The organism is Rossellomorea sp. GCM10028870 (assembly GCF_042666755.1).
GTDB lineage: Bacteria > Bacillota > Bacilli > Bacillales > Bacillaceae_B > Rossellomorea.
The window spans coordinates 509,413-531,794 of record NZ_JBHTGN010000003.1 but is presented as its reverse complement, the minus strand read 5'-3'; the positions used below and the strand labels follow the sequence as shown (position 1 = coordinate 531,794).

General features: G+C 42.9%; 17 protein-coding genes and 2 rRNA genes. 17 read left to right on the top strand and 2 right to left on the bottom strand.

What is annotated here, in order from left to right; genetic code table 11:
- The 11 genes from ACFQWC_RS16325 to ACFQWC_RS16275 form a co-directional block, all read left to right on the top strand.
- Positions 1-229, top strand: a 23S ribosomal RNA gene (locus tag ACFQWC_RS16325); the annotation flags it as partial.
- A 104-nt stretch (positions 230-333) separates the two neighbouring features.
- Positions 334-450, top strand: a 5S ribosomal RNA gene (rrf, locus tag ACFQWC_RS16320).
- Between the two features lie 182 nt (positions 451-632).
- Complete coding sequence (locus ACFQWC_RS16315; RefSeq protein WP_299742726.1) at positions 633-1,469, top strand: tyrosine-type recombinase/integrase; 837 nt, start codon at positions 633-635, stop codon at positions 1,467-1,469.
- 309 nt (positions 1,470-1,778) lie between these two features.
- On the top strand, positions 1,779-2,222 hold the full coding sequence (locus ACFQWC_RS16310) for a hypothetical protein (RefSeq protein WP_299742729.1): 444 nt from the start codon (positions 1,779-1,781) through the stop codon (positions 2,220-2,222).
- Between the two features lie 114 nt (positions 2,223-2,336).
- A complete protein-coding gene (locus ACFQWC_RS16305; protein WP_377108500.1) occupies positions 2,337-4,145 on the top strand; it encodes a hypothetical protein in 1,809 nt (602 codons plus the stop codon).
- A gap of 189 nt (positions 4,146-4,334) precedes the next feature.
- Entirely contained in the window at positions 4,335-5,156 is an 822-nt protein-coding gene (locus ACFQWC_RS16300; protein WP_299742735.1) for an SGNH/GDSL hydrolase family protein, read from the top strand.
- Between the two features lie 463 nt (positions 5,157-5,619).
- The gene (locus ACFQWC_RS16295; RefSeq protein ID WP_377108498.1) at positions 5,620-7,248 is read left to right on the top strand and encodes a cell wall-binding repeat-containing protein; all 1,629 of its coding nucleotides are present in this window, start codon (positions 5,620-5,622) and stop codon (positions 7,246-7,248) included.
- A 324-nt stretch (positions 7,249-7,572) separates the two neighbouring features.
- Positions 7,573-8,523, top strand: coding sequence for a hydroxyacid dehydrogenase (locus ACFQWC_RS16290; protein WP_377108496.1), 951 nt, complete (start codon positions 7,573-7,575; stop codon positions 8,521-8,523).
- 118 nt (positions 8,524-8,641) lie between these two features.
- The gene (locus tag ACFQWC_RS16285) at positions 8,642-8,986 is read left to right on the top strand and encodes a UxaA family hydrolase (RefSeq protein ID WP_377108494.1); all 345 of its coding nucleotides are present in this window, start codon (positions 8,642-8,644) and stop codon (positions 8,984-8,986) included.
- 2 nt (positions 8,987-8,988) lie between these two features.
- A complete protein-coding gene (locus tag ACFQWC_RS16280; protein WP_377108492.1) occupies positions 8,989-10,146 on the top strand; it encodes a UxaA family hydrolase in 1,158 nt (385 codons plus the stop codon).
- 41 nt (positions 10,147-10,187) lie between these two features.
- Positions 10,188-11,300: an Ldh family oxidoreductase gene (locus ACFQWC_RS16275; RefSeq protein WP_377108490.1), complete on the top strand. Its 1,113-nt coding sequence runs from the start codon at positions 10,188-10,190 to the stop codon at positions 11,298-11,300.
- A gap of 51 nt (positions 11,301-11,351) precedes the next feature.
- On the opposite strand, the gene ACFQWC_RS16270 is transcribed toward ACFQWC_RS16275, so the two are convergent.
- Together ACFQWC_RS16270 and ACFQWC_RS16265 are read right to left on the bottom strand one after the other, a co-directional pair.
- Positions 11,352-12,050 carry a FadR/GntR family transcriptional regulator gene (locus tag ACFQWC_RS16270; protein ID WP_377108488.1) on the bottom strand — a complete coding sequence of 233 codons (699 nt, stop codon included), beginning with the start codon at positions 12,048-12,050 and terminating at the stop codon, positions 11,352-11,354.
- 180 nt (positions 12,051-12,230) lie between these two features.
- Entirely contained in the window at positions 12,231-13,295 is a 1,065-nt protein-coding gene (locus ACFQWC_RS16265) for a YeiH family protein (protein ID WP_377108486.1), read from the bottom strand.
- Between the two features lie 432 nt (positions 13,296-13,727).
- Here ACFQWC_RS16265 and ACFQWC_RS16260 point away from each other — a divergent pair, with 432 nt between their 5' ends.
- From ACFQWC_RS16260 to murQ, 6 genes are all read left to right on the top strand, one after another.
- Positions 13,728-14,726 carry a TRAP transporter substrate-binding protein gene (locus ACFQWC_RS16260; RefSeq protein ID WP_377108484.1) on the top strand — a complete coding sequence of 333 codons (999 nt, stop codon included), beginning with the start codon at positions 13,728-13,730 and terminating at the stop codon, positions 14,724-14,726.
- Between the two features lie 14 nt (positions 14,727-14,740).
- On the top strand, positions 14,741-15,319 hold the full coding sequence (locus tag ACFQWC_RS16255) for a TRAP transporter small permease (RefSeq protein WP_377108482.1): 579 nt from the start codon (positions 14,741-14,743) through the stop codon (positions 15,317-15,319).
- Between the two features lie 18 nt (positions 15,320-15,337).
- Complete coding sequence (locus ACFQWC_RS16250; RefSeq protein ID WP_377108480.1) at positions 15,338-16,618, top strand: TRAP transporter large permease; 1,281 nt, start codon at positions 15,338-15,340, stop codon at positions 16,616-16,618.
- A 192-nt stretch (positions 16,619-16,810) separates the two neighbouring features.
- Complete coding sequence (locus tag ACFQWC_RS16245) at positions 16,811-19,888, top strand: cell wall-binding repeat-containing protein (protein ID WP_377108478.1); 3,078 nt, start codon at positions 16,811-16,813, stop codon at positions 19,886-19,888.
- A gap of 285 nt (positions 19,889-20,173) precedes the next feature.
- Positions 20,174-20,734 (top strand): competence protein ComK, encoded by a 561-nt coding sequence (locus tag ACFQWC_RS16240; protein ID WP_299742743.1) that lies wholly within the window; start codon positions 20,174-20,176, stop codon positions 20,732-20,734.
- A gap of 728 nt (positions 20,735-21,462) precedes the next feature.
- Positions 21,463-22,365, top strand: coding sequence for an N-acetylmuramic acid 6-phosphate etherase (gene murQ, locus ACFQWC_RS16235; RefSeq protein WP_341357035.1), 903 nt, complete (start codon positions 21,463-21,465; stop codon positions 22,363-22,365).
- The last annotated feature ends 17 nt before the right edge of the window (positions 22,366-22,382 follow it).

The following is a 22,382-nucleotide window of genomic DNA, read 5'->3' as shown; positions in this document are numbered from 1 at the left end:
ATGGACGCACCGCTGGTGTACCAGTTGTCTTGCCAAAGGCATCGCTGGGTAGCTATGTGCGGAAGGGATAAGTGCTGAAAGCATCTAAGCATGAAGCCCCCCTCGAGATGAGATTTCCCATCACGTATGTGAGTAAGATCCCTAGAAGATGACTAGGTAGATAGGTCAGAGATGGAAGCATGGCGACATGTGGAGTTGACTGATACTAATCGATCGAGGACTTAACCACAAAGAGTCATTTTTTAAATGAACAACAATTGGTCGGTATTCGGCTTTCTTGACATCAATTCTTTATCTAGTTTTGAAGGAACAATCCTTCAATTGAATAATTCGTCTGGTGACAATGGCGAAGAGGTCACACCCGTTCCCATGCCGAACACGGAAGTTAAGCTCTTCAGCGCCGATGGTAGTTGGGGGATCTCCCCCTGTGAGAGTAGGACGTCGCCAGGCAAATGTGAAAAAAGGGTAGCTCTTAGGAGTTACTCTTTTTTGTCGTTTGGTTTAAAGTCAAACTTGAAAAAACGAATCATTCCTTCCTCATTCCACCCTGCTACATTCGGAGAAGTTGACTTCTTCATCTATAAGTTCTAGGATAATAGTAAATAGAGGTTTGATTCGAAAGGGTGGTACTCTTGCAAGGATCTAGCACTACGATTGATCAGTTTTTAACATGGCTTGAACATGAAGGAAAATCATCAAATACCATCTCGACTTACCATCAGGAGCTTAAGAAATATGAAAAGTGGCTCCAACAGAATAACAGAGAGTTAATAAACATTACTCAGCGTGATGTTCAGGACTACATTCTATTTTTAGAAGAAAAAGGTAAGAGTCCGATCACGACGGATAAAATCTTGGGTGTGATACGGACTTTTGCTAAATATTTAAAGAGACCTGATATTACGTTTGATATAAAGATCAAACAAGGAAGCAAAAAGGATGAGATCGAAACGCTGTCTAAAGAAGAATGTGAATCACTTTTATCAGAAGTAAGAGAAAGTGAAAATGAAAGAAATATAGCAATTGTGTATATGCTGCTTCATACGGGCATACGGGTGTCAGAGCTTTGTGCCCTGAATACAGCGGATATAGACCTTGAAACGAAACAAGTAAGCGTTTTGGATACGCATGGGGATCAACGAATCATTCCTCTGTCGGATGAAGTGGTGCATTCTCTTTATGACTACATGGATGCTATTCAACCACAGGAAGCGTTGTTCGTTTCCAAAACGAATGAGCGCTTAACCGAGAGATCGGTCCAGTATATGCTTAAGAAGTTCCATATAAATGCGCAAAAGCTGCGCCATACATTTTGTCAGCATCTTATCGATCAAGGTGTAAGTCTTGAAATAGTATCTAAGTTGGCGGGTCATAGGGATATTAATGTAACAAAGAGATATGCAAAGTCACGCGTGCCTGAAACGGAATTTGAAAATGCAATCAGACGAACGTTTTCGAAGGATTGTTGAAATCATTTTATTGAGAGGAGTGAAGGATGAATTAGCACATAAAAGATGGATGGCAAAACCTGCACATATTCGAGAGAAATTTTAAGGAAATGTTTTTTTTCGGACTTGCGGTGTCACGACGATTGTTGATTACAGTGTGGACATGTGTGGGAAAAGTAGCGAGAGTCATTGAGTCGTAATAGATGAAATAGATGAAACTCCTTTATCAAGTTCATGGTAAAGGAGTTCTTTTTATGTATAATATGTGATTTATTTCACAAACAGATATGGTAAAATAAACAATATCAAAAAAATATTAGGTGATGTCCGATGAAGGATCTTTATAATAAAGCATTAGCTGCTATTATTTCACCTCTGTTTTTTGCTCTGTTTATGGGGTGGGCAATGTATACGCCAATTGAAGAGAGAGAATATGAATGTTGTTATATGAATGTTAGTGATGGATTTGTCATGACGATCATGCCTTCCATTCCCATTTACCTTGTGTTTGGACTTTTAGGTGCTTATCTGATTGATAGAGTGACGGATGCTCTTAAAATAAAACGAAACGTGTATCTGTTCCAACTATTGATGTATTCGTTAATAGCCATTCTTCCTGGCATGTTTCTTGCCATTGCGTCAGAGGGAATTGGATTGACATTGCTTTTTGCAATCTATAGTGTTCCTGCTACGCTTATCTACTATCATGTCTTTCTCTTCCTTCACCACTTCGAAAAATTTAGAAACAAACGAAGAAAACTGCATGAAGCATAAAAAGGAATTTCCGAAAGTCGGAGATTCCTTTTTTATGTGATTGGCGATTTTGTCCCAATGAAGAATGGTATAATTAATTATTCTACTAATGTTTTACAAGTATCAGGAGGACTCATGCTTACGTCTATACTATTACTATTCTTGTTATTCCTTTCCCTTGCCGGATGGGGGATGTTTTTTCTCTATAAGATAAAGGTACATCCTGCTTTTATTCCTTTATTTCTATTTTCCGGTGTCACGACGGTGCTATTCGGAGCCGGGCTGCTTCATCGGATGTCATTGGCAGCGAATATCATCTATTATTCCGGTTTCTTTTTATGTTTGATTTATCTCGTATTATTCTTATTTAAAAAGATCTCGTATAAACCTTTGCTGCATCCCTCGCTCGTGTTCTTTTCCATATCTGCTCTGTTTGTCATGCTTTATATGAGGGGGACTCTCTTTTTAAACTATGATGATTTCAGCCACTGGGGACTGGTGGTGAAGGAGATTGTGAGGCTCGATGGCCTGCCGGATGCCAGTACGCTGGTGACTTTTCAGAACTATCCGCCTGGAAGTGCCGTGTTTATTTACTATTTTCTCAATCTATTAGGATTCCATGAAAGTTTGGCATTGATGGCACAGGGATTCATGACGATGGCTGGATTCACAGTGCTTTTTCTAATCAGTTCCTGGAAAAAGCCATGGGCGGTCATCCTGCCTTGGGTTATTTCCTTTACCCTCCTATTAGTGAATGCGAAAATCTTCTACAGTTTACTGGTGGATATTATTCTGGGATCAGTGGCGTTAGCTGTTCCTTTAATCGCTTATTACTACCGTAAAGATTGGAAACGACTGCTGCTCGTGAACCTTCCGATTGTGATTTTGTTAATCCTACTGAAAGATAGCGGAAAGATCTTTCTGCTGTTTAATGGGATTGCTATGCTGGGGATACTCATTGCTTCTCATCGGGAAGGAATTGAAAAGAGAATCGATAAAGTCATTCCTTATGCTTCTTTGGTTCTGTTGTTGGTTCTTCCTCTAGTGGTGAGTTTGCTTTGGCACACGTATACGTTACAAGCCTATAGTGAGAGTTATGGAGATAATAAGTTTGCGATTACCGAGGATAAACTGAACGATATTCAGAAATCGGAGGAGTTCTTGGCAGGTTTTGATGGAATGATGCTGGACGCTGCTCTGAATCCTTTGTCATCGCCTCATGTAATGGCCTTGCTGGTGGTCAATCTGATTGCCCTTTTATTCATCGTCAGAATGAAGCGCAATACGCCTAATGAACTAGTGTCGTCGTTTCTCCTGTTAAATCTCTTTTACGTGCTGTATATGTGTTCGCTTTATTATATGTATGTGTACCTGATGCCTGAGAACGAGGCGTCAAGGCTTGCAGGATTTAACCGCTATCAGTCGACCATTACCGTGTATGTAGGAGGCATGCTCATGACGGTGGTTGTCTATGTATGGTCTAACTATGTGAAATCATTTAAAAGGGTGACGGGCATCCTGTTGGCAGTCTGTTTCTTAATCCCGTACATCGGACATCTTGAAGTATTGGTGACCCGGCCGGAAGCACATGTTGAGCGGCGGGGCGACGTGAAGGAGTATTCTTCTGTTATTAAAACATCAGGGGTATCGGAACCTATGATTACCTATTATAGTCCCGGAAGTGCGGATGATGGAGGATATTTCAGCTACTTGATCAGGTATGAGCACTTATCGAAGAACTACTCTTTCATCAAGGGGGCCGAAACGGAAGAAAAGCTCTCCTATTTGAAGGAAGTATTGATGAAATCTGATTTTCTGATGGTGCTGGATCATGACGTATACATACATGATGTGTTATCCCAGTATACAGAGCATGAAATATCAGAAGGTGTGTACCGGGTAAAACATGAGAAAGATAGGTTTGAATTGGTGCCTGTCCGTTAGGTGAATGATGGAGTCTATCTATTATATAGATAGGCTCTTTTATAATAATCGTTTATTTCATGCTTTGCACCCAATAAAACCAGTTATTTTGTCGTAACTTTTCGAACGGCCATCTACACGTATATACAAATTCTGTACTCTATCTCCTCTATCATATGATTCATAGACTTTACGTTATGGGGGATGAGGATGAAGATGAAGAGAGTATTGTTAGTCGGTCTGGGCGTGATTACATTTTCAACACTTGCAGGCGGAAAGTATCATTGGGATCAAAGGGTCGAGGCCGTCCAGGTTAACGTCCATACAGAAAAAGTAGCCGGCGTTCAGGCGGTGAGTGAAGAAGAGCAGAAAGAAAAAGCAGCGGCAGAGGAAGAAAGGAAGAGACTGATAAAACTGGATAAGCTGAATTATCTTCCGCCAGAATTAAAAGACACGTTTAAGAAAAAGATTGAAGGTGATGAACCCGTTCACCTGATGATTCTTGGCTCTTCTTCTACTCCTGGGAAGGAAGGGGCGTGGCCGAAAGAACTAGAAAAGGCGCTGCTCGACACGTACGGCCACGATTTGATAAACGTGACATTGAAAGAAATCGCCGAAAAAACGTCCCAACAGGTTGTGAAAGAGGAACTACATAAACCACTGGCTGATATGAAGCCGGATATTCTCTTGCTGGAACCATTTTTATTGTATGACAACGGGGAAATAAGAATGTCGAACCGCATTAAAAATCTTGAGACGATCCTTGGAGATTTCAAGAAACAGAATCCTGAAATCACCTTCATCATCCAACCGGCCAATCCTATTTCAGGTGCCTATTACTACCCTCAGGAAGAAGCTGATTTAGAGAAGTACACCAGAGAGAAAAAATACGTGTATCTTAACCATTGGGACGCATGGCCGGATTACAATAAAAAAGAAATAAAGGACTATTTAACAGAGGAAAATATACCTAATGAAAAAGGAAATAAGGTCTGGCTCGATTATATATTGAAGTATTTTATAAGGGGGTAGCTCTCCGAGGTCTACAATCCATTGAGGTTGAGGGCTTTTTTTTTTGAATGAAGAAAGGGCATTATTAAAGGATAAAAAGTAGACGAAAACAGCAAGATCTATCTAGGTGCTTAATTTAGATTCATGATAGTGTAGTTTCTGGATTAGGTGTTCTTTCATTTTTTCATCAAGACAGTCTTGGATCAGGGTGTAATAGTAAGTGGCGAGAAACTTATGGATCATCTTCATTACGATCTTCACTCCCCTTATCCTTTTTTATTTTATTTTCCACTATAAAGGTTCTCGAATATATAGGGATTGTTGTTTATTTTTATTACAATATTTGCAGGCGTAATGGCCGGATGGGACATAACTGCTCCAAAAGGATGAGATTGCGGGTTTTGTCGATTGAAAATAGGAGGAATATCCTAATGTTCTGGCAAATACCTATAATTGGATTGCCAAAATAGAGAGGAGAACCACTTTGAAAAAAAACCTGAAACATTCTTTGAAAATGTTAACCGGAGCAATGACAATGGCATTAGTGATGACACCAACGATGGCTCTTGCTGAAATGAAAGAAGAGCATACGTATGTAGATTATCTGGCTTTAGGAGATTCGTTAGCGGCAGGGGTGCTGTATGACAACTCCCTGGGTAAGGGATATCCGGATTTCCTGGCCGATGAATTCAAGGAAGATGGCTTTCATGTAGATTTTAACAAGAGTTTTGCCGTCCCGGGCTATACGTCCAAACAAGTCTTGGCGGACATACAAGATCCAGCAAAGGGTTTACAAAAAGAAATCATGGACGCCGATACCATCACACTGGACGCAGGTGCCAACGACTTATTGCAATTGATTGAACAGAAGGATGGAAGAATTTCAATTGATCCTGTTAAAGTGCAGGCAGCCCTTCAGGAAGTGGGGGTAAACATCGCCACCTCTTTAGGCATCATCCATCAATTAAACCCTGACGTACCGGTGTATGTGATGGGTTACTATAATGCATTCCCTTACTTGCCACAAGAAACCCAGGCACAGTTAAAGCCTGCTTTAGATGGACTGAACCAAGCGATTCAAGCAGCGAGCGTTCAAGGTGGAGGCGTATTTGTTCCGGTTGAAGAGGCGATGGCCGATAACTTCCAGGTGAAGCTGCCGAACCCGCAAAATGTCCACCCGAGTGAAGCGGGATATGAAGCCATGGCCGACGAGTTTTGGAAGGTCATGGAGCCGGTCAGCGATACAGTTGGAAAATCAACGGCCCGTTTATACGGGGAGGATCGTTACGAAACAGCGGCTGAAATCTCAGAAGAAAGCTGGGAGTCTGCTGAAACCGTGATCATTGCGAGAGGTAACGAGTATCCAGATGCATTAGTCGGAACACCTCTTGCTTATCAGTTGGAAGCACCGATCTTGCTGACGAATGGAACCAAGTTATCCAAAGAGACTGTAGAAGAAATCGATCGTCTCGGAGCGGAGCATGCGGTGATCCTTGGTGGGGAAGGAGCCGTTTCGGAGAAGTTAGAGGCGGAGCTTAACGATCTCGGATTAGATGTGAATCGGATCGGGGGAGGTGACCGTTTTGAAACGGCCGCTTTCGTCGCGAATGAATTGGGTTATTCAGAAACGGCAGTGGTTGCCTATGGGTATGACTTCCCTGATGCCCTGGCCGTTGCTCCATATGCTGCCCAACATGGATATCCAATCCTGTTAACCGAAACAGATTCCATTCCGGAAGCAACAGGCTTTGCCCTTCAAGATGTAGGGAACACCTATGTGATTGGAGGGGCAGGGGTCATTAGTGAAGAGTTATCATTTAAAAATGGAGAGCGTTTGGCTGGTGACACGCGTTACGATACAGCTGCCGCCATCTATAATGAATTCCAAGGTCCAACGAGCCATGCGGTAGTCGCAACAGGCCAGGACTTCGCTGATGCACTTACGGGTTCTGTCTTTGCTGCCATAAATGAGGTTCCGTTATTGCTGGTGAATAAGGATGACTTACCTCAGCAGACCAAAGGTTTAGTGATGGAAAACGGATTGAAGCACTTCATGGTATTGGGTGGAGAAGGTGCGGTTGAGAGTGGTGTTGCAGAAAAGTTAGTGGAGTAAAGATGTTCGAAAACGATCAAAAGGGTCCTGGACTATATTCAAATAGTCCAGGACTTTCTTTTGTGTGTTAAACGATTGTTTAACAGCCTGAAGTATTGCTGTGAAAGGAATGGGTTTAATTAATCAAACGTTTGTTTAATTTCGATAATAAAGGTAAAGCAGGGGTTTTAGTAACGATGTAGAACCTAATAGTAGAACCTGACAGGAACACAAAGAATATTCAAAAAATATTGACCAGGCAAACGAGAAATGATTAAATGATAAGTAGTAATTGGTTGGGTGACTGAACCATGATGAGGTGACTTTTAAAAGGGAGGAATTTAAATGAAAGCATTAATTACAGAGTTAATCTGGAGTGAAGGCATTGAAGAGCTGAAGAATCAAGGGTTTGATGTCGACTATGATGAAACCCTTTGGACAGATAGAGAGAGGTTACTTGAAATTCTCCCTCAGTACGATGCCGTGATTGTAAGAAACCAGACAATCGTTGATGAAGAATTAATGGAAGCAGGCACCCGCCTTAAGGCAGTCGGGAGGCTAGGGGTCGGGTTGGACAATATTGATGTTAAGCGGGCGAAAGAGAGGGGTATTCCGGTGGTGTTTGCCCGTCATGCCAACGCAACTTCTGTAGCGGAATATGTACTCACAGCAATCCTAAGTGCATCAAGACCCCTCCATTTGGCAAATTCGGATGTTCGTAACGGACAGTGGAATCGAAAGCAATACACAGGTGGAGAGCTTTATCAAAAGACCCTTGGATTAATTGGTCTTGGGGAAATTTCTCACCGTGTAGCGAAGCGAGCCAATGCATTTGGCATGAACATCATCGGGTATGATCCGTTTATTACAGAGTATGATCATGTTGTTTCTGAAACCGGTGTAGATATAAAAGAAACTCTTCAAGAATTGTTGGTGGAATCCGATTTCATTTCCCTCCATGTCCCTCTTACTCCATCAACGCAGCATCTCCTTTCAACACCTGAATTAAAAAGAATGAAGCCATCTTCATATGTTATTAATACTTCAAGAGGTGGCATCATTGATGAACAAGCCCTGGCTTCAGCTTTGCAGAATCAACAAATAGCAGGAGCTTACCTGGATGTACTGGAACGTGAACCGGTACTGGACTCACATCCTCTGCTTCTTTGTGAAAGCGTCACCATCACTCCACATATCGCAGGATTGACTGAAGAATCTCAAGTCCGTACGTCCTTTTTAGTGGCAAAGGAAATTGGGAAAGTACTAAAAGGCGAGCGCTCTCTCTGCACTGTGTAAATTGCTGAAAATAAATTCTGAAAATTTAAATAATCTCATTGACTAATAAAGTGATAGGTGGTTTAATGAAGATAGATTAAGTGGTTGGGTCACTCAACCAATAAAAGGAGGCACCATAATGAGTCACAATAGTCAGGCAGGTACGGTTACGGAAAGAAATGCTAAAGATTCAAAAGCGGTTAGCACTCATAAGTTTCTAATCCATCACAATGGTGATCACGTAGGAGTTGCCACGTCACCGATTGCAGCAGGGGAAAAGGTTGTGGGAATCTTCATGGATGACAATTCAGAAGTGGAAGTCACCTCAAAAGGGGATGTTCCATTAGGCCATAAGATCTCATTGGTTTCTTTAAAGAAAGATGAGCCAGTGTTGAAATATGGTGTTCAAATCGGTATAACAACTGAAAAATGGGAAGTAGGCGACTACGTCCACACTCATAACATTAAAACGGCGAGGTGGTAAGGATGGAACAAACATTATATGGTTATCGCAGAGAAAATGGAAAAGTTGGAATTCGTAATCACGTCATTATTTTACCGGTGGATGACATTTCAAATGCTGCTTGTGAAGCAGTAGCAAGACAAGTTCAAGGTACAATGGCTTTGCCTCACGCGTATGGAAGACTTCAGTATGGACCAGATCTTGATCTGCACTTCAGGACAATGATCGGAACAGGTTCCAACCCTAACGTGGCGGCTGTGGTCGTGATTGGGATTGAAGAGAACTGGTCGAAGAAAATTGCTGATGGAATTGCTGAAACCGGAAAGCCTGTTTCGTACTTCTCTATTGAAGGAAACGGGGATTTAGAAACAATCCGGGCTGCTTCATGGAAAGCGAAGGAGTATGTCCAGTGGGCTTCGGAGCTTCAGAAAGAGCCTGTTGAACTAAAGGACTTAACCGTCAGTATCAAATGCGGTGAGTCTGATACGACGACAGGCCTTGGATCCTGTCCTACTGTGGCCCAGGCGGTTGATCGTTTGGTAGAAGCCGGGGCTACTGTATTCTTTGGTGAAACATCCGAATTGACAGGTGGGGAACATCTCATCCGTGATCGGATGGCGACTCCAGAGTTACACGAGAAATTCATGGCGGTTTACAATGACTATGTAGGTGAAATTGATTCTAAAGGAGTCGATTTATTAGGGTCTCAGCCTACTCAAGGTAATATTGCCGGAGGGCTTTCTACCATTGAAGAGAAAGCGCTTGGTAACATTGCCAAGACCGGTACGAAAGAGGTTATTGGCGTCTTGGATCCTGCTGAAGCACCGGCCAATGGCAACGGGCTTTACTTTATGGATACGTCCTCTGCAGCTGCTGAATGCATTACTTTGATGGCTGCCGGTGGAGCGGTTCTGCATCTTTTCCCGACTGGCCAAGGAAATATCATCGGAAACCCGATCGAGCCGGTTGTGAAAATTACGGCGAACCCGATTACGGCGGGTACGATGAGTGAGCATATTGATGTGGATGTGCAAGGACTCCTCTCTCGTCAAATTTCTTTAGAGCAAGCGGGAGATCAATTAATGGAAATGATTTGCCGTACGGTGAATGGACGACTCACTTGTGCAGAAGCGTTGGGTCATAAAGAATTTGTTATGACAAAATTATATCGCAGTGCCTGATTTCATACTCCCTGCACATTTTATGTGTGGGGAGTCCATGTTTGTGGAGAAAACATTATGATGAGAAGGAGCAGAAAATGACTACGTATGCTGAATCTGATTTACGTCAATTTTGCAAAAAACTGTTAGAGGGAATGGGGATGATAGAAGAGCATGCTGCAGTCGTGGCAGAATCTCTTTTAAGGGCTAATTTAGAAGGGGTGGACAGTCATGGTATCAGCAGGCTTCCCATCTATGCAAAACGATTCAGCGATCAAAGGATCAACCTGAATCCAACCATTCAGATGGAGCAAAAAAGTCCTTCTGTTCTCGTAGTGAACGGCGATAATGGGCTTGGTCATGTCATCAGTTATAAGGCGATAAAAAAAGGAATCGAGATGGCAAAACAAAGCGGTGTAACAGCCGTCGCGATTAAAAATAGTAATCACTTCGGGACAGCCTCTTATTTTTGTCAACTGGCTTGTGAACAGAATCTTGCTTGTATCGGTTTCACCAATTCACCCCCGGGTATAGCTCCGTGGGGAGGAAGGGAAGCTTTCTTCGGCACAAACCCTATGGCGTTCGGATTTCCTACGGGGAATGATCAACCTGTCATTATCGATTTATCCACAAGCATTGTGGCAAGAGGGAAAATCATTTTAGCGGAGAAGCAGGGACAGACGATTCCAGAAGGATGGGCGATCGATGAAAAAGGGGAACCGACTAATGATCCCAAAGCGGCGTTGAACGGTTCTGTCCTGCCTTTAGGAGGAGCAAAGGGAGCAGCCCTGGCACTGGCTGTGGAAATCCTGACGGGCCTCTTGACGGGGGCGGCATTCGGGCCGCATGTGAAGAGTATTTATGAGGATGAGGAAGAGGAAAACGCAAATGTGGGTCATTTTTTCATTCTCATGGATATAAAAAAATTCATGAACCTGAATGTATTCTTTGATTCTATTAAAAACTTATTAGAAGAAATGAAAGCTGTTCCGAAAGTTCCTGGAAACGATGAAATCCGTTATCCGGGAGAGAGAAGGAAAAGGGAACGGGATAAACGTCAGCTGGAAGGAGTGCAGTTATCCCAAAGTGTATTGGAGGAGTTGCAATCATTAGGCAGCCAATTCGGAGTGGAATTCCCTGTCCCATTGTCTTCTCAACAACCAATCAACGGATAAACCAAAAGAGCCAGCTTCCCCGGTGAGGAAGCTGGCTCTTTCAATGTGAAGTTAAATGGAATCTATATTTTCCTTGATGGAATGTTCCACGCTCTCTATATGTTCTTTCATATATTTCTGGGCCAGATTAATATTGTTTTGTTTCATGGCTTCCAGTATCTTGGCATGCTCCTGGACAGACTGTATGGCTCTGCCGGGAATTTGGATCGACTTGGTACGTGATTCCGATAGAAGGTCAATAAGGAAATTCATGATTCGGATGAGAACAATGTTATTAGAATTGTTCGCTAATGTTAGATGGAATCTATGGTCAAGCTCTGCCAGCCTTTCATAATTCACTTCGCCGGCGCCGAGGACCTCATTGGCTTCTTCCAGAATCCGTTCCAATTCACGGAATTGCTCTTCGTTGGAGTTTTCGATGGACCATTTTACCGTCCATTCCTCCAGGATCTTACGCACGGAGAAGAAATCATCAATCTGATCAGAAGACACAAAGAAGGCTTCTGTCATTTTTTGAATCTGATGTTCAGGTGTTGCAACGAATACACCTGTGCCGTGTTTTGCTGTGATATAGCCGTAAGCTTCCAGGATCTTATATGCTTCTCTTACCGTATTCCGGCTGACGGAAAGCTCGATTCCCATTTCCCGTTCCCCGGGAATTTTGTCTCCGACTTTAAATTCTCCATCTTGTATTTTCTTCTTTATGCTATCTGCCACTTGTTCAGATATGCCTTTTCGATTTAATTGCATACAATCGCCCCTATCCATCTATGAAATGGTAGCTGTCATCAGGTTGACTCAACCCTCTTAGACTTGAAAGTTTTCTGATTCTCATATGAATAGATACATGTCATGACAGGTATTATTCTGTATATTCAGTGTACCATGTCGAGTGGCTCAACCTCTAGTGAAACATTTGGCACTTCCCTTTTACAACTTAGTAAGGAGAATCCCCAATAGGATTAAGGCAAAAGATCCTCCGACACCTGTGAAGAGTACTTTGGAACTTAGTTTCTTGAATTCTGAGAAATTGACGCTAAGGCCCAGACCGGCCATTGCCATGGATAATAGTAAAATACTTAATGCGATCAGCATTTGTGTAAATGCGTCAGGAAGAATTCCCACAGTATTGATTAAGCACATGAACAGGAATCCGAAAATGAACCAAGGAACGGGTAAGTCCTTGAATGTCCGCTTTTGTGCAGGCGTATTCCCGCTTTTCTTGGAAAAGATGGAGCCTAACACAATGGCAACAGGAATAAGAAGGGCCACCCTCCCCAACTTAACCAGAATGGCAGTATCACTACTGATGTCCCCACCAGGTGCTGCAGCTGCGATCACGTGGGCCAGTTCATGCAGGGTGGCCCCTGTCAGCACACCATATTCATACGGATTGAAGCCTAGTACTGGATATAAAAACGTATAGAATATCGTTACAATCGTTCCCATGATGGCAATGAAGGCAACTGAAATAGCAGTCAGTTCCTTTTTTGCCCCTATAAGCGGCGCAACGGCGACTATGGCTGCCGCTCCGCAAACGGCCGTTCCGACTGCAATCAAAGTAGAGAGGTGACGATCAATGGATAGAAGCTTTCCGAGATACATCATGAAAACCAATGTGAACACAATGACCGCAACATCAATGATCACAATCGAGAAGCCTGCGGAAAGGATTTGTTCAAAGTTTAATCGCAATCCCATCAAAATGATCCCGGTCCTCAATAGAATTTTGCTGCTGAAGGTGATCCCTGGCGCTGCATCTGCTGGGACTTCCATCAATCCTTTCCAGCTCATCCCCAGAAGAATGGAAATAATCATCACACCCATGACTGAGAAAATGGGATAATCGGCGATAATCCCCGCAAGTAAAGCAAGTACTAAGGTTAAGATGACTCCTTTCATCCAACCTTTTTTCAACCGTAATGACTTACGCATCTTTCTGGATTCCAAGGAAATAGACGATTCCTTCGTCTTTGCGGCTCCAATCGGACTCACTTTAAAACCCCCTTTAAGTCTAAAAAATATACGAATGGTACGGTGACCCAACCAATATAATTTTATTAAACCACTATTAACGTGTCCATTCAATGATTATTTTTCTATAAATCTTGAAAAAGTATTGATTTTTTTGAAAATTGAAAATAGAATAAGTGGTAGTGGTTGGGTGACTGTACCTAAACGTAGACGATGCTGTTGTGTTCCCTAAGACCCATTGTTTTTAAGCGGGAAGGACTTGGCATAGAGAGTCAAGAATACATAGCATGGAATCCCTTTAGTAGGTTAAACTTTGTCACTCCTAAGAGTTGAAGGAGTCATGATGGCGGCCATGTCATGACTTTTACTGGAATTTTTGCATCTAGAATGTAATCAATTCATCTACGGAAAAAATTGTAAGGGCTTACATTTTTATTAGTAGGAGGGTGTTACATGAAAAAATACATGGCGTTTCTAACCATCATCATGATGATCCTGGTAAGTGGATGTTCAAACATGGCAAATGGAAATGAACGATCTGCAGAATATGTGCTGAGGCTCGGGCATTTGCAGACGGAAACGCATCCTTATCACAAAGGGGCGTTAAAGTTTAAAGAGCTGGTAGAAGAAAAATCAGATGGGAAGATTCAAATCGATATTTTTCCAAGCAGTCAGTTAGGAAACGGCCGTGATCAAATTGAAGGTGCCCAGATCGGATCCATTCATTTCCACATCGGTTCTGTCGCTCCTGTCACGAACTTTGCTCCGAAGTTCAATCTTCTTAATCTTCCATACTTATTTGAAAGCAGGGAACATGCTTTCAAAGTGCTGGATGGTGAGATCGGAGACGATATCGCTTCCGACCTGGAGAATAGGGGACTCATTAACCTTGGTTATATGGAAAACGGCTGGAGACATATGACGAATAACAAGAAGCCGATTAAAACGAGCGCTGATGCAGCGAATCTGAAGCTCCGTGTTCAAGAATCACCACCTTATATTTCTTTCATCAAAGCACTTGATTCCACCCCTGTCCCCATCCCGTTCGGGGAATTGTATACTGCTTTAGAGCAGCATGTGGTAGACGGCCAAGAAAATCCACTGGCCCAGATTTACCTTAATAAATTCAACGAAGTCCAACAATACTTATCCTTAACCGCCCACAACTACGACGCCGCCGTATTCATCATGAGTAAAACAACCTTTGACACCCTCCCGGAAGATCTACAAGAAGTGGTCGATGAAGCTGCAAAGGAAGCCGTCCAATATGAACGACAGGTAGCTCTTGAAGATGAAAAGAAACTACTCGAAGATTTAAAAAAGACAGACATCCAAATCGAGGAAAACCCTGACAGAGAGTCATTCAGAAAAGCGGTAGAACCTGTTTACAAGGAGTTTGAAGCATCCATTGGAAAAGAGTTATTTGAAAAGATTGAAAGTCTACGGGAATAAAAGGGGGTTACATGTTGAAACAGTTCATCTCTCATTTGAGTAATAAGGTAGATCGGATCAGTCGATGGATTATGATAGGGTTTTTTATGATTGCTTTTGTCACCACGGTTTATCAGGTTTTTTCCCGGTTTGTTCTTCAAAGCTCATTCTTGAATGAAGCTTTGCCTATGGTTGACTTTTCCGTCTTTAACTTGACTTGGGCGGAAGAACTCATTCGTTATTTATTTGTGTGGATTGTATTTTTGGGGATAGGTATTGTATACAAAGCAAAAGGTCATGCCCAAGTAGAAATCCTGCATCATTATTTATCTGAAAAGCCCAAGAAGTATCTTCATTATTTTATGGAAGCGATAAACTCAGCTCTGTTTCTTTTCCTCATATTTTTTGGCGGCAGAATCCTGCAATATACGAATCTGCAAATATCTCCGGCAATGGGGATCAACATGACGCTCATCTACGTTACAGTACTGATCAGCTCCATCATCTGTCTTATCCACTCCGTAAGCAATATTTATGAAGTGAGACAGGGAAAAGTTGACGTCCAAGATGCGATGAAGGTAGAAGAAGTTCAGCAGCAAACAAATATAAGTTAATGAAAAGGGGGAGATCGTATGACCGTTGCCGTAGTAGCTCTTGGTATTTTGTTTCTTTTGATGCTGATAGGAGTCCCGATCGCCATTTCTCTCATCTGGGCTTCAGTAGCTGGATTTCTGGCAAGCATTTATTATGTACCACTGGAAGTCATTCCTCAGAGGTTAATCACATCGACGGATTCATTTCCACTATTGGCTATCCCGTTTTTTATGCTGACAGGAGAATTCATGATGTCAGGAAGCATGGGACGGAGGATTGCGGCCTTTGCCTTTGCAACGGTCGGCTGGATTCGTGCAGGCTTGGCACAGGTATCTACGTTAACAAGTATGTTTTTTGCAGGAATTTCAGGTTCTGGGGCTGCTGATACGGCTGCAGTCGGGAAAATGATGATTCCCATGATGGAACAGAAAGGATATGACAAAGGCTTCGCTGCTGCCACGGTAGCAAGTGCAGGTACGATTGCAGTGGTCATTCCCCCTTCCATTCCTATGATCGTGTATGGAGTTACAGCGGGTGTATCAATCGGGGATCTATTTACGGCAGGAATTGTCCCTGGAATCATCATCGGTCTTTCCATCATGATGTTGAATTATTGGATTACAAGGAAGAATAACTACTCCGAAGAAGCAGGGAAGTTTGAATTCACTACGTTTAGGCGCACATTATTCGAAGGGGCACTTGCTCTCGTTCTGCCGCTGATCATCATTTTCGGAATCCGCGGAGGGATCTTCACCCCGACCGAAGCGGGTGCTGCAGCTGCAGCGTATGCTTTCATTATTAATAAATTCGTGTACAAAGATATGGATTGGAAGGACATACCCGAATCATTCCTTAGAGCCGGTAAGATGACAGCGATGGTCGTATTCATCATCGCAGCAGCCAACTTATTCGGATGGCTCTTGACAGCAGAACAGATTCCACAGCAACTTACTCAACTTGTGACAAGCATTTCAGACAATAAGTTACTTATCTTACTCATGTTCAATATCATTTTCTTTATCGCAGGCTGCTTCTTGAACGCTTCGGCCGCGATTACAATCTTGACACCGCTGCTTCTGCCGATCGCCATGGGAGTGGGGATCGATCCTGTATTCTTCGGAGTTGTGATGGTTGTGAACCTTTCCATCGGGTTAATCACACCTCCAGTAGGACTGGACCTCTTTATCGTAAAAGGAATCGCAGATGTCTCCTACGATAAACTGATCCGGGCTGTCACACCATTCATCGTCGTCATGGTATTTGACCTGTTACTCATCACCTACTTCCCGGCATTGTCCATGTTCCTGACCCAGTTATAAGGAGGGACGGACATCCATTTTGAGCCAGCCTCTGTTTATTATGAACAGGGGCTGGCTCTTTATTTGTTTCTTGACCGGGTTTACTCCTACTAAAATCCTATATTTTTCCTATAAATATAATATATTTCCAATTTATGAATTCTATGGTTTAATAGATTCTGTAGTTTAATTTTAAATTGGTGGAGGTTCTACATGAAAAAGATTCGCAGTTTAGTAGCTTTGGTTTTCGTTTTTTCGTTGATTTTCAGCCAGTTTTCCGTGACGGAAGCGGGGGCGGAAGAGTCTGGTGTACCGCATGAGGAAGGAACGTTGACGATTGGGACACCGGTCGATGGGGAATTCGATGTCTCTGAAAACGTTCATTGGTATAAGGTTGATCCTTCTGAAAGTGAAATTGAAGATTTTACCCATTTACGGATGAAGCTTCAATCAGAATTGGAATTAAATGTGACGGTTTATTCCAGTCTGGAAAATGCGATCGATAATCGAGCCTTTGATCGATATATGGGTTATTCTTTTCAAAATGAACCAGCGATCATCGACTTCCCGATTTCCTGGGTCGGTCCCTATTATATTAAGATTGAGTCATATGGAATGGAAGAAGAGTATGTAGAGTTCGAAGAAGAGTTTGAAGATATGGCGATTCCGTACACAGTCAGCTATGATGGCATTACGTTACCTCCTTCTGATGAAGCCATTGCTGAGGAGTGTCCAGCGGAATTAAGCACGAAAGAAAGAGAAAATGGAAAAAGTATTTTAAGAGATTTACGTACCGTCCGTGAAACGGTCTTAGCGAAAACGGAAAAAGGTCAAGAGTTGTCTGCTCTGTATTACAAAGCGGCTCCGTTTATCAGTTCAAAAATGGTCTTCAGTAAAACACTGCGTGATAGTGTCTACCATGATCTTGTTCAATTAAAGGATTTGTTTACTGATGTTGCAGCCAATGGCAGTGCAAGTTCATACAAAATCACGAAAGAAGATCAAAAAGCGATCAATAATCTGTACAACAATGCACTTGAATCAACTCCTGAGTTCATCCAGGAGAAAATCGAGAACACAGGTAAGAGCGTCGGGATTTCAAACCTGACGAACTCAACGGTTTCTACTATTCTGGCAAAAGCAGGACTTTCTCCTATTAAGGCTGCCAGTGATGAAACCCGTTTAATCGTGAAATTAAAAGATAAGAAAGATGCAGCAAGTATCCAGGGGAAAACAAAATCAATGGGTGTGGACTCCATTTCCCCTTTAAAGGCGAACGATTCTTTCTTCTCAAATATGTATGTAGTAGAAGTAGATGGAAACGCTTCTGGTAAAGTCTCCACAGCATCATTAAAAGCTACTTCAAAAGAGATTGCGAAGCTGCCTGAAGTCGAGTTTGTTGAACCAGTCCAACAATATAAAGCTCTGTCTTCCGATGCTCAATATCCTTACCAGTGGTCCCTTAAGAATAATGGAGACAACGGAGGTACCCCTGATGCCGATATTCAGTACGAACAGCTTCAGGAGATCTTGAAAGAAAAAGACCTGGAAGATACGGTCATTGCTGTAGTGGATACAGGTGTGGACCACACGCTGGCAGATCTGAGTCATCATGTCCTAAAGGATGACGGTTATAATTTTGTAGGACGAAATTCAGATGCGATGGATGACCACGGACATGGAACCCATGTATCAGGCATCATTGCAGCAGAAGCGAATAATCACTATTCGATGGCAGGGATCAATCCTCACACAAAGATTCTTCCCGTTAAAGTGCTTGATGCATCCGGAAGCGGTGATACAGAACAAATCGCTTACGGGATCAAATATGCTGTCGATCACGGAGCTCAAGTCATTAACTTAAGTCTTGGCGGGTCATATAGCCGTGTGATTGAGTACGCATTGAAATATGCCGATGACCATGGAGTGACCGTGGTAGCGGCTACAGGTAATGACGGAATGGAAGAAATTTCTTACCCTGGTTCATCAAAGTATGTTGTTTCTGTTGGAGCGACAAATAATATGGACCTTGTTTCAGACTACTCAAACTTTGGAAATGGAATTGACCTGGTTGCACCGGGAACGAATATTCCCAGTCTGGTTCCAGATGGAAACGTGACCTATATGAGTGGAACGTCTATGGCGACACCTCATGTGGCAGCGGTAGCTGGTTTACTGCTTTCCCATGATGCCGGGTTAACGCCGGCTCAAGTAGAGAGAGTGTTAACAAGAACAGCTGTGGATATTACGTTTGACGAAGAAGATAACCCGGGCAACGGTTATTATTACGAAGATGAGTATCCGTATCCTGCAGAATTGGTGCTTCCGGGATATGATACTGTATCCGGCTGGGGAAGATTGGATGCCTTAAGTGCCGTTACAGGGATCGATCAAGCGAATATTGGAACGGAACGACTCTTTGGAACCGATCGTTATGAGACGGCAGTGAAGATTTCAAGTAAAGGATGGGAGCAATCTGATGTAGCGGTCATTGCCACAGGGCGTAATTACCCGGACGCATTAAGCGCAACACCTCTTGCTTATCACCAAGATGCCCCATTATTGTTAACCAATACGACAACCCTTCCTAAGTCGGTGAAGGACGAACTAAAACGCTTGAAAGTGAAAAAGGTGATTCTGGTTGGCGGTAAATCAGTTATTACAGCCAATGTCGAGAAAGAGATGAAAGATTTAGGTATCAAGACGATTTCACGCATCTCAGGAGCCGATCGTTATGAAACATCTGTGAAAATCGCTGAACAATTAGGTTTCACCGATCGTGCAGTCGTGGCAACGGGGCAAAGCTTCGCAGATGCCCTTTCCATTGCTCCGATAGCGGCTTCCCTTGAAATGCCGATTTTATTAACAAAGAAAAACGGTACACCGGATTCTGTGCGCAGCTTCATGGAAGAGAGCATGTTCGAGCAGTTCTACGTAATTGGCGGGGAATCAGCCATCCCGGAAATGGTGGCTGAGGAGTTCATGAACTATGAACGTTTAAGTGGAATTGACCGTTATGAAACGAATAGCAGTATCATCAACTACTTCGCTGGTGAATTGAACATGTCCACACCATTCATCGCAACGGGTAAGAACTATCCTGATGCCCTGGCTGGTTCTGCACTGGCAGCTGTAGAAGGGAATCCCGTAGTATTGACTCATCCAAAAGAGGCACAGTATACAACGATGGATACTCTTGCTATGTTCGCTCCGGTTACCGATATGTATTATATTCTTGGTGGAGAAGGAGCCATATCTGATTCGGTGGTTGAATCACTTTTGGCACAATAATAAATGAGGAAGCCTCCATTTGATGCACTCGTGTATCGAATGGAGGCTTTTTTAATCCCTTATGATATCTGATCTCACTACTCATTCATCCATTTTTGAGCTCCTTTTCTCGACACTATCTCCCAGGAAATATTCCATTTCCTCAAATTATGAGATTTTTCCCGAAAAATATACAAATATAAATGGAAATCTCCTGACATTAGTATATAATAGTAATAAAGTCTCATATATAAGAAGATTCTGATAAAAGGGGCTTTATTAAAAAGGAAAAGGAAGGTGTTTTGATTGAATGGTTTAGAAGTGCTGGTTACTCGAAGGACTTTGGCGATTTGTCCTGCTTATGATGGGATCCATCGGTCTATCATTTATGACTACTCGGGGAGAAAGACGTTCAGCAAAAAATCGATTATGGAGATTTTAGATGAATCCTGTATGGCTTACCGGTCGACATATGACGGCAGGATCAAAGCCGTTCGGCATGCTACCAAGTATTTACGAAAAACACCTCTCATGATTTGCCCACAAGAGTTCATCTATTGTATACCTACCATGGCCCCAACACACTATGATTGCATCTGGTTATTCTGCCAGCATATCGAGTCATCATCCACTTCTGAAGGGAAAACATACATCCAGTTTACGAATGGTGAGCGGTTGGAAATCAACTGTTCTGAAAAAGTCATCACCAAACAACGGGAACGGGCGGCTGCCACCATGAATCACTTCGCCAGCTTCCCATCCCGCCGAGCTTTGAGAAGGACCGAAAGCGAACTATATCTTCCAGGATTCCATCCCGGTATGCTTGATTCAGCAGACATTCCAAATGATCCACAGATCGATTTTTGAGGGACGGACCCTCTGGGTGTAAAGAAAGACAAACATGAAATAAAGAAAAAACAGGAGTAGGAAGCCTGTTCCAACTCCTATTTGTCGTTAAATTCTTTGCTCTTAACGGGACTGTATTGTCATGTAAAACAAGTTCTTCCAGCAGAGTAAAAAATAATATAAAGAAAACAGATTTTCTAATTTTTAAAAGGATAACTGCTTTCTTTTAAAGGTTGTCTTCTACACATTCATTTATATTGGTTCATATAAAAAACTTTATGCTGCGAAAGTTGATTGGAGCGGAAGGTGCTCGACTCCTGCGGGAATAGCGGGAAAGTACGAAAAGCGGAGGCGGCTCGCCCAGCCCCGACAAGCATAAGATGAATGGGCCGGGAAGGCGTTTTTTGCCTTCTTGGACCATTTAGCTTATGACCTCGAGGGGCTAGCCGCCGGAGCTAGACAGTTGAGACCCCGCAGGGCAAAGCCCGAGGAGGCTCAACTCACGCCCCGCGGAAAGCGAGCACCTGAAGCGGAAATCAACCAGTACTTTCTACTGTTAAAAAACAACCATGTTTACTTTAATGAATGTACCCCCCAACTAGAAAACTTCTCCTCCTTTTCCACAAAAAACATCGGTCTATTTTAAAATAAAATTTCATATATTTAAAAATACAATTGAAATATTATTTTAAAAGTGATATTAATATAAGTAATGAAAACGCATTCAGATTTTCTAGGAGGAATGACTTATGAAAGAAGATAAATTTTTTGAATTATCAACAGAGAAGGTGAATCAGAATACGCTGGGGATCGATACGGCCAGTACAGGTGAGATTCTCCGCATGATGAATGAGGAAGATCAGAAGGTCGCTTCGGTCGTTCAAGCGGTGATTCCTCAAGTGGAACAAGTGGTTGACGAAGTAGTGAAGTCCATCTCTCAAGGCGGGAGATTGATTTATATAGGTGCAGGTACAAGCGGCAGACTCGGTGTGCTTGACGCGGTGGAATGTCCACCGACCTTTAGTGTCAGCAGTGACGTCGTGGTCGGATTGATTGCCGGCGGGGAGAAAGCATTCGTCAAAGCGGTTGAGGGAGCAGAGGATGATGAGGAGCTAGGTGTATCCGACCTGAAAGAAATAGGGCTGGCAGAGGTGGACACGGTCGTCGGGATTGCAGCGAGCGGACGTACCCCATATGTCATCGGTGGTCTAAGATATGCAAGGGAACTCGGTGCGACAACGGTTGCCCTGTCCTGTAATACAGGCTCGAAAATCTCTGCTGAAGCAAAGCATGCGATTGAAGTAGATGCCGGACCGGAAGCATTGACCGGATCCACTCGATTAAAAGCCGGTACTGCACAGAAAATGGTCCTCAACATGATTTCGACAGCGGCCATGATCAAGCTTGGAAAGGCCTATGGAAACCTGATGGTGGATGTGAATATCAGTAATTACAAGCTTGAACAGCGGGCGATCGGGATCATTGAAAGCATCACAGGTGCTGATAGAGAAACCGCAGCATCCACCTTAAAGAAAGCGAACAACGAAGTGAAACCATCCATTGTCATGATCACTCTTGGCTGTGGCTATGAAGAAGCGAAGAGCCGATTAGAAGATGCCAATGGTTATGTTCGTTTAGCCATTGAAAAATAGGATTTTTGTATAGGGGT

Excerpts from the sequence above, each read along its gene's own strand:
- ACFQWC_RS16280 (WP_377108492.1), top strand. The coding sequence starts at position 8,989 with ATGGAACAAACATTATATGGTTATCGCAGAGAAAATGGAAAAGTTGGA.
- ACFQWC_RS16285 (WP_377108494.1), top strand. The coding sequence starts at position 8,642 with ATGAGTCACAATAGTCAGGCAGGTACGGTTACGGAAAGAAATGCTAAA.
- ACFQWC_RS16305 (WP_377108500.1), top strand. The coding sequence starts at position 2,337 with ATGCTTACGTCTATACTATTACTATTCTTGTTATTCCTTTCCCTTGCC.
- ACFQWC_RS16290 (WP_377108496.1), top strand. The coding sequence starts at position 7,573 with ATGAAAGCATTAATTACAGAGTTAATCTGGAGTGAAGGCATTGAAGAG.
- ACFQWC_RS16250 (WP_377108480.1), top strand. The coding sequence starts at position 15,338 with ATGACCGTTGCCGTAGTAGCTCTTGGTATTTTGTTTCTTTTGATGCTG.
- murQ (WP_341357035.1), top strand. The coding sequence starts at position 21,463 with ATGAAAGAAGATAAATTTTTTGAATTATCAACAGAGAAGGTGAATCAG.
- ACFQWC_RS16245 (WP_377108478.1), top strand. The coding sequence starts at position 16,811 with ATGAAAAAGATTCGCAGTTTAGTAGCTTTGGTTTTCGTTTTTTCGTTG.
- ACFQWC_RS16300 (WP_299742735.1), top strand. The coding sequence starts at position 4,335 with ATGAAGATGAAGAGAGTATTGTTAGTCGGTCTGGGCGTGATTACATTT.
- ACFQWC_RS16270 (WP_377108488.1), bottom strand. The coding sequence starts at position 12,050 with ATGCAATTAAATCGAAAAGGCATATCTGAACAAGTGGCAGATAGCATA.
- ACFQWC_RS16310 (WP_299742729.1), top strand. The coding sequence starts at position 1,779 with ATGAAGGATCTTTATAATAAAGCATTAGCTGCTATTATTTCACCTCTG.
- ACFQWC_RS16260 (WP_377108484.1), top strand. The coding sequence starts at position 13,728 with ATGAAAAAATACATGGCGTTTCTAACCATCATCATGATGATCCTGGTA.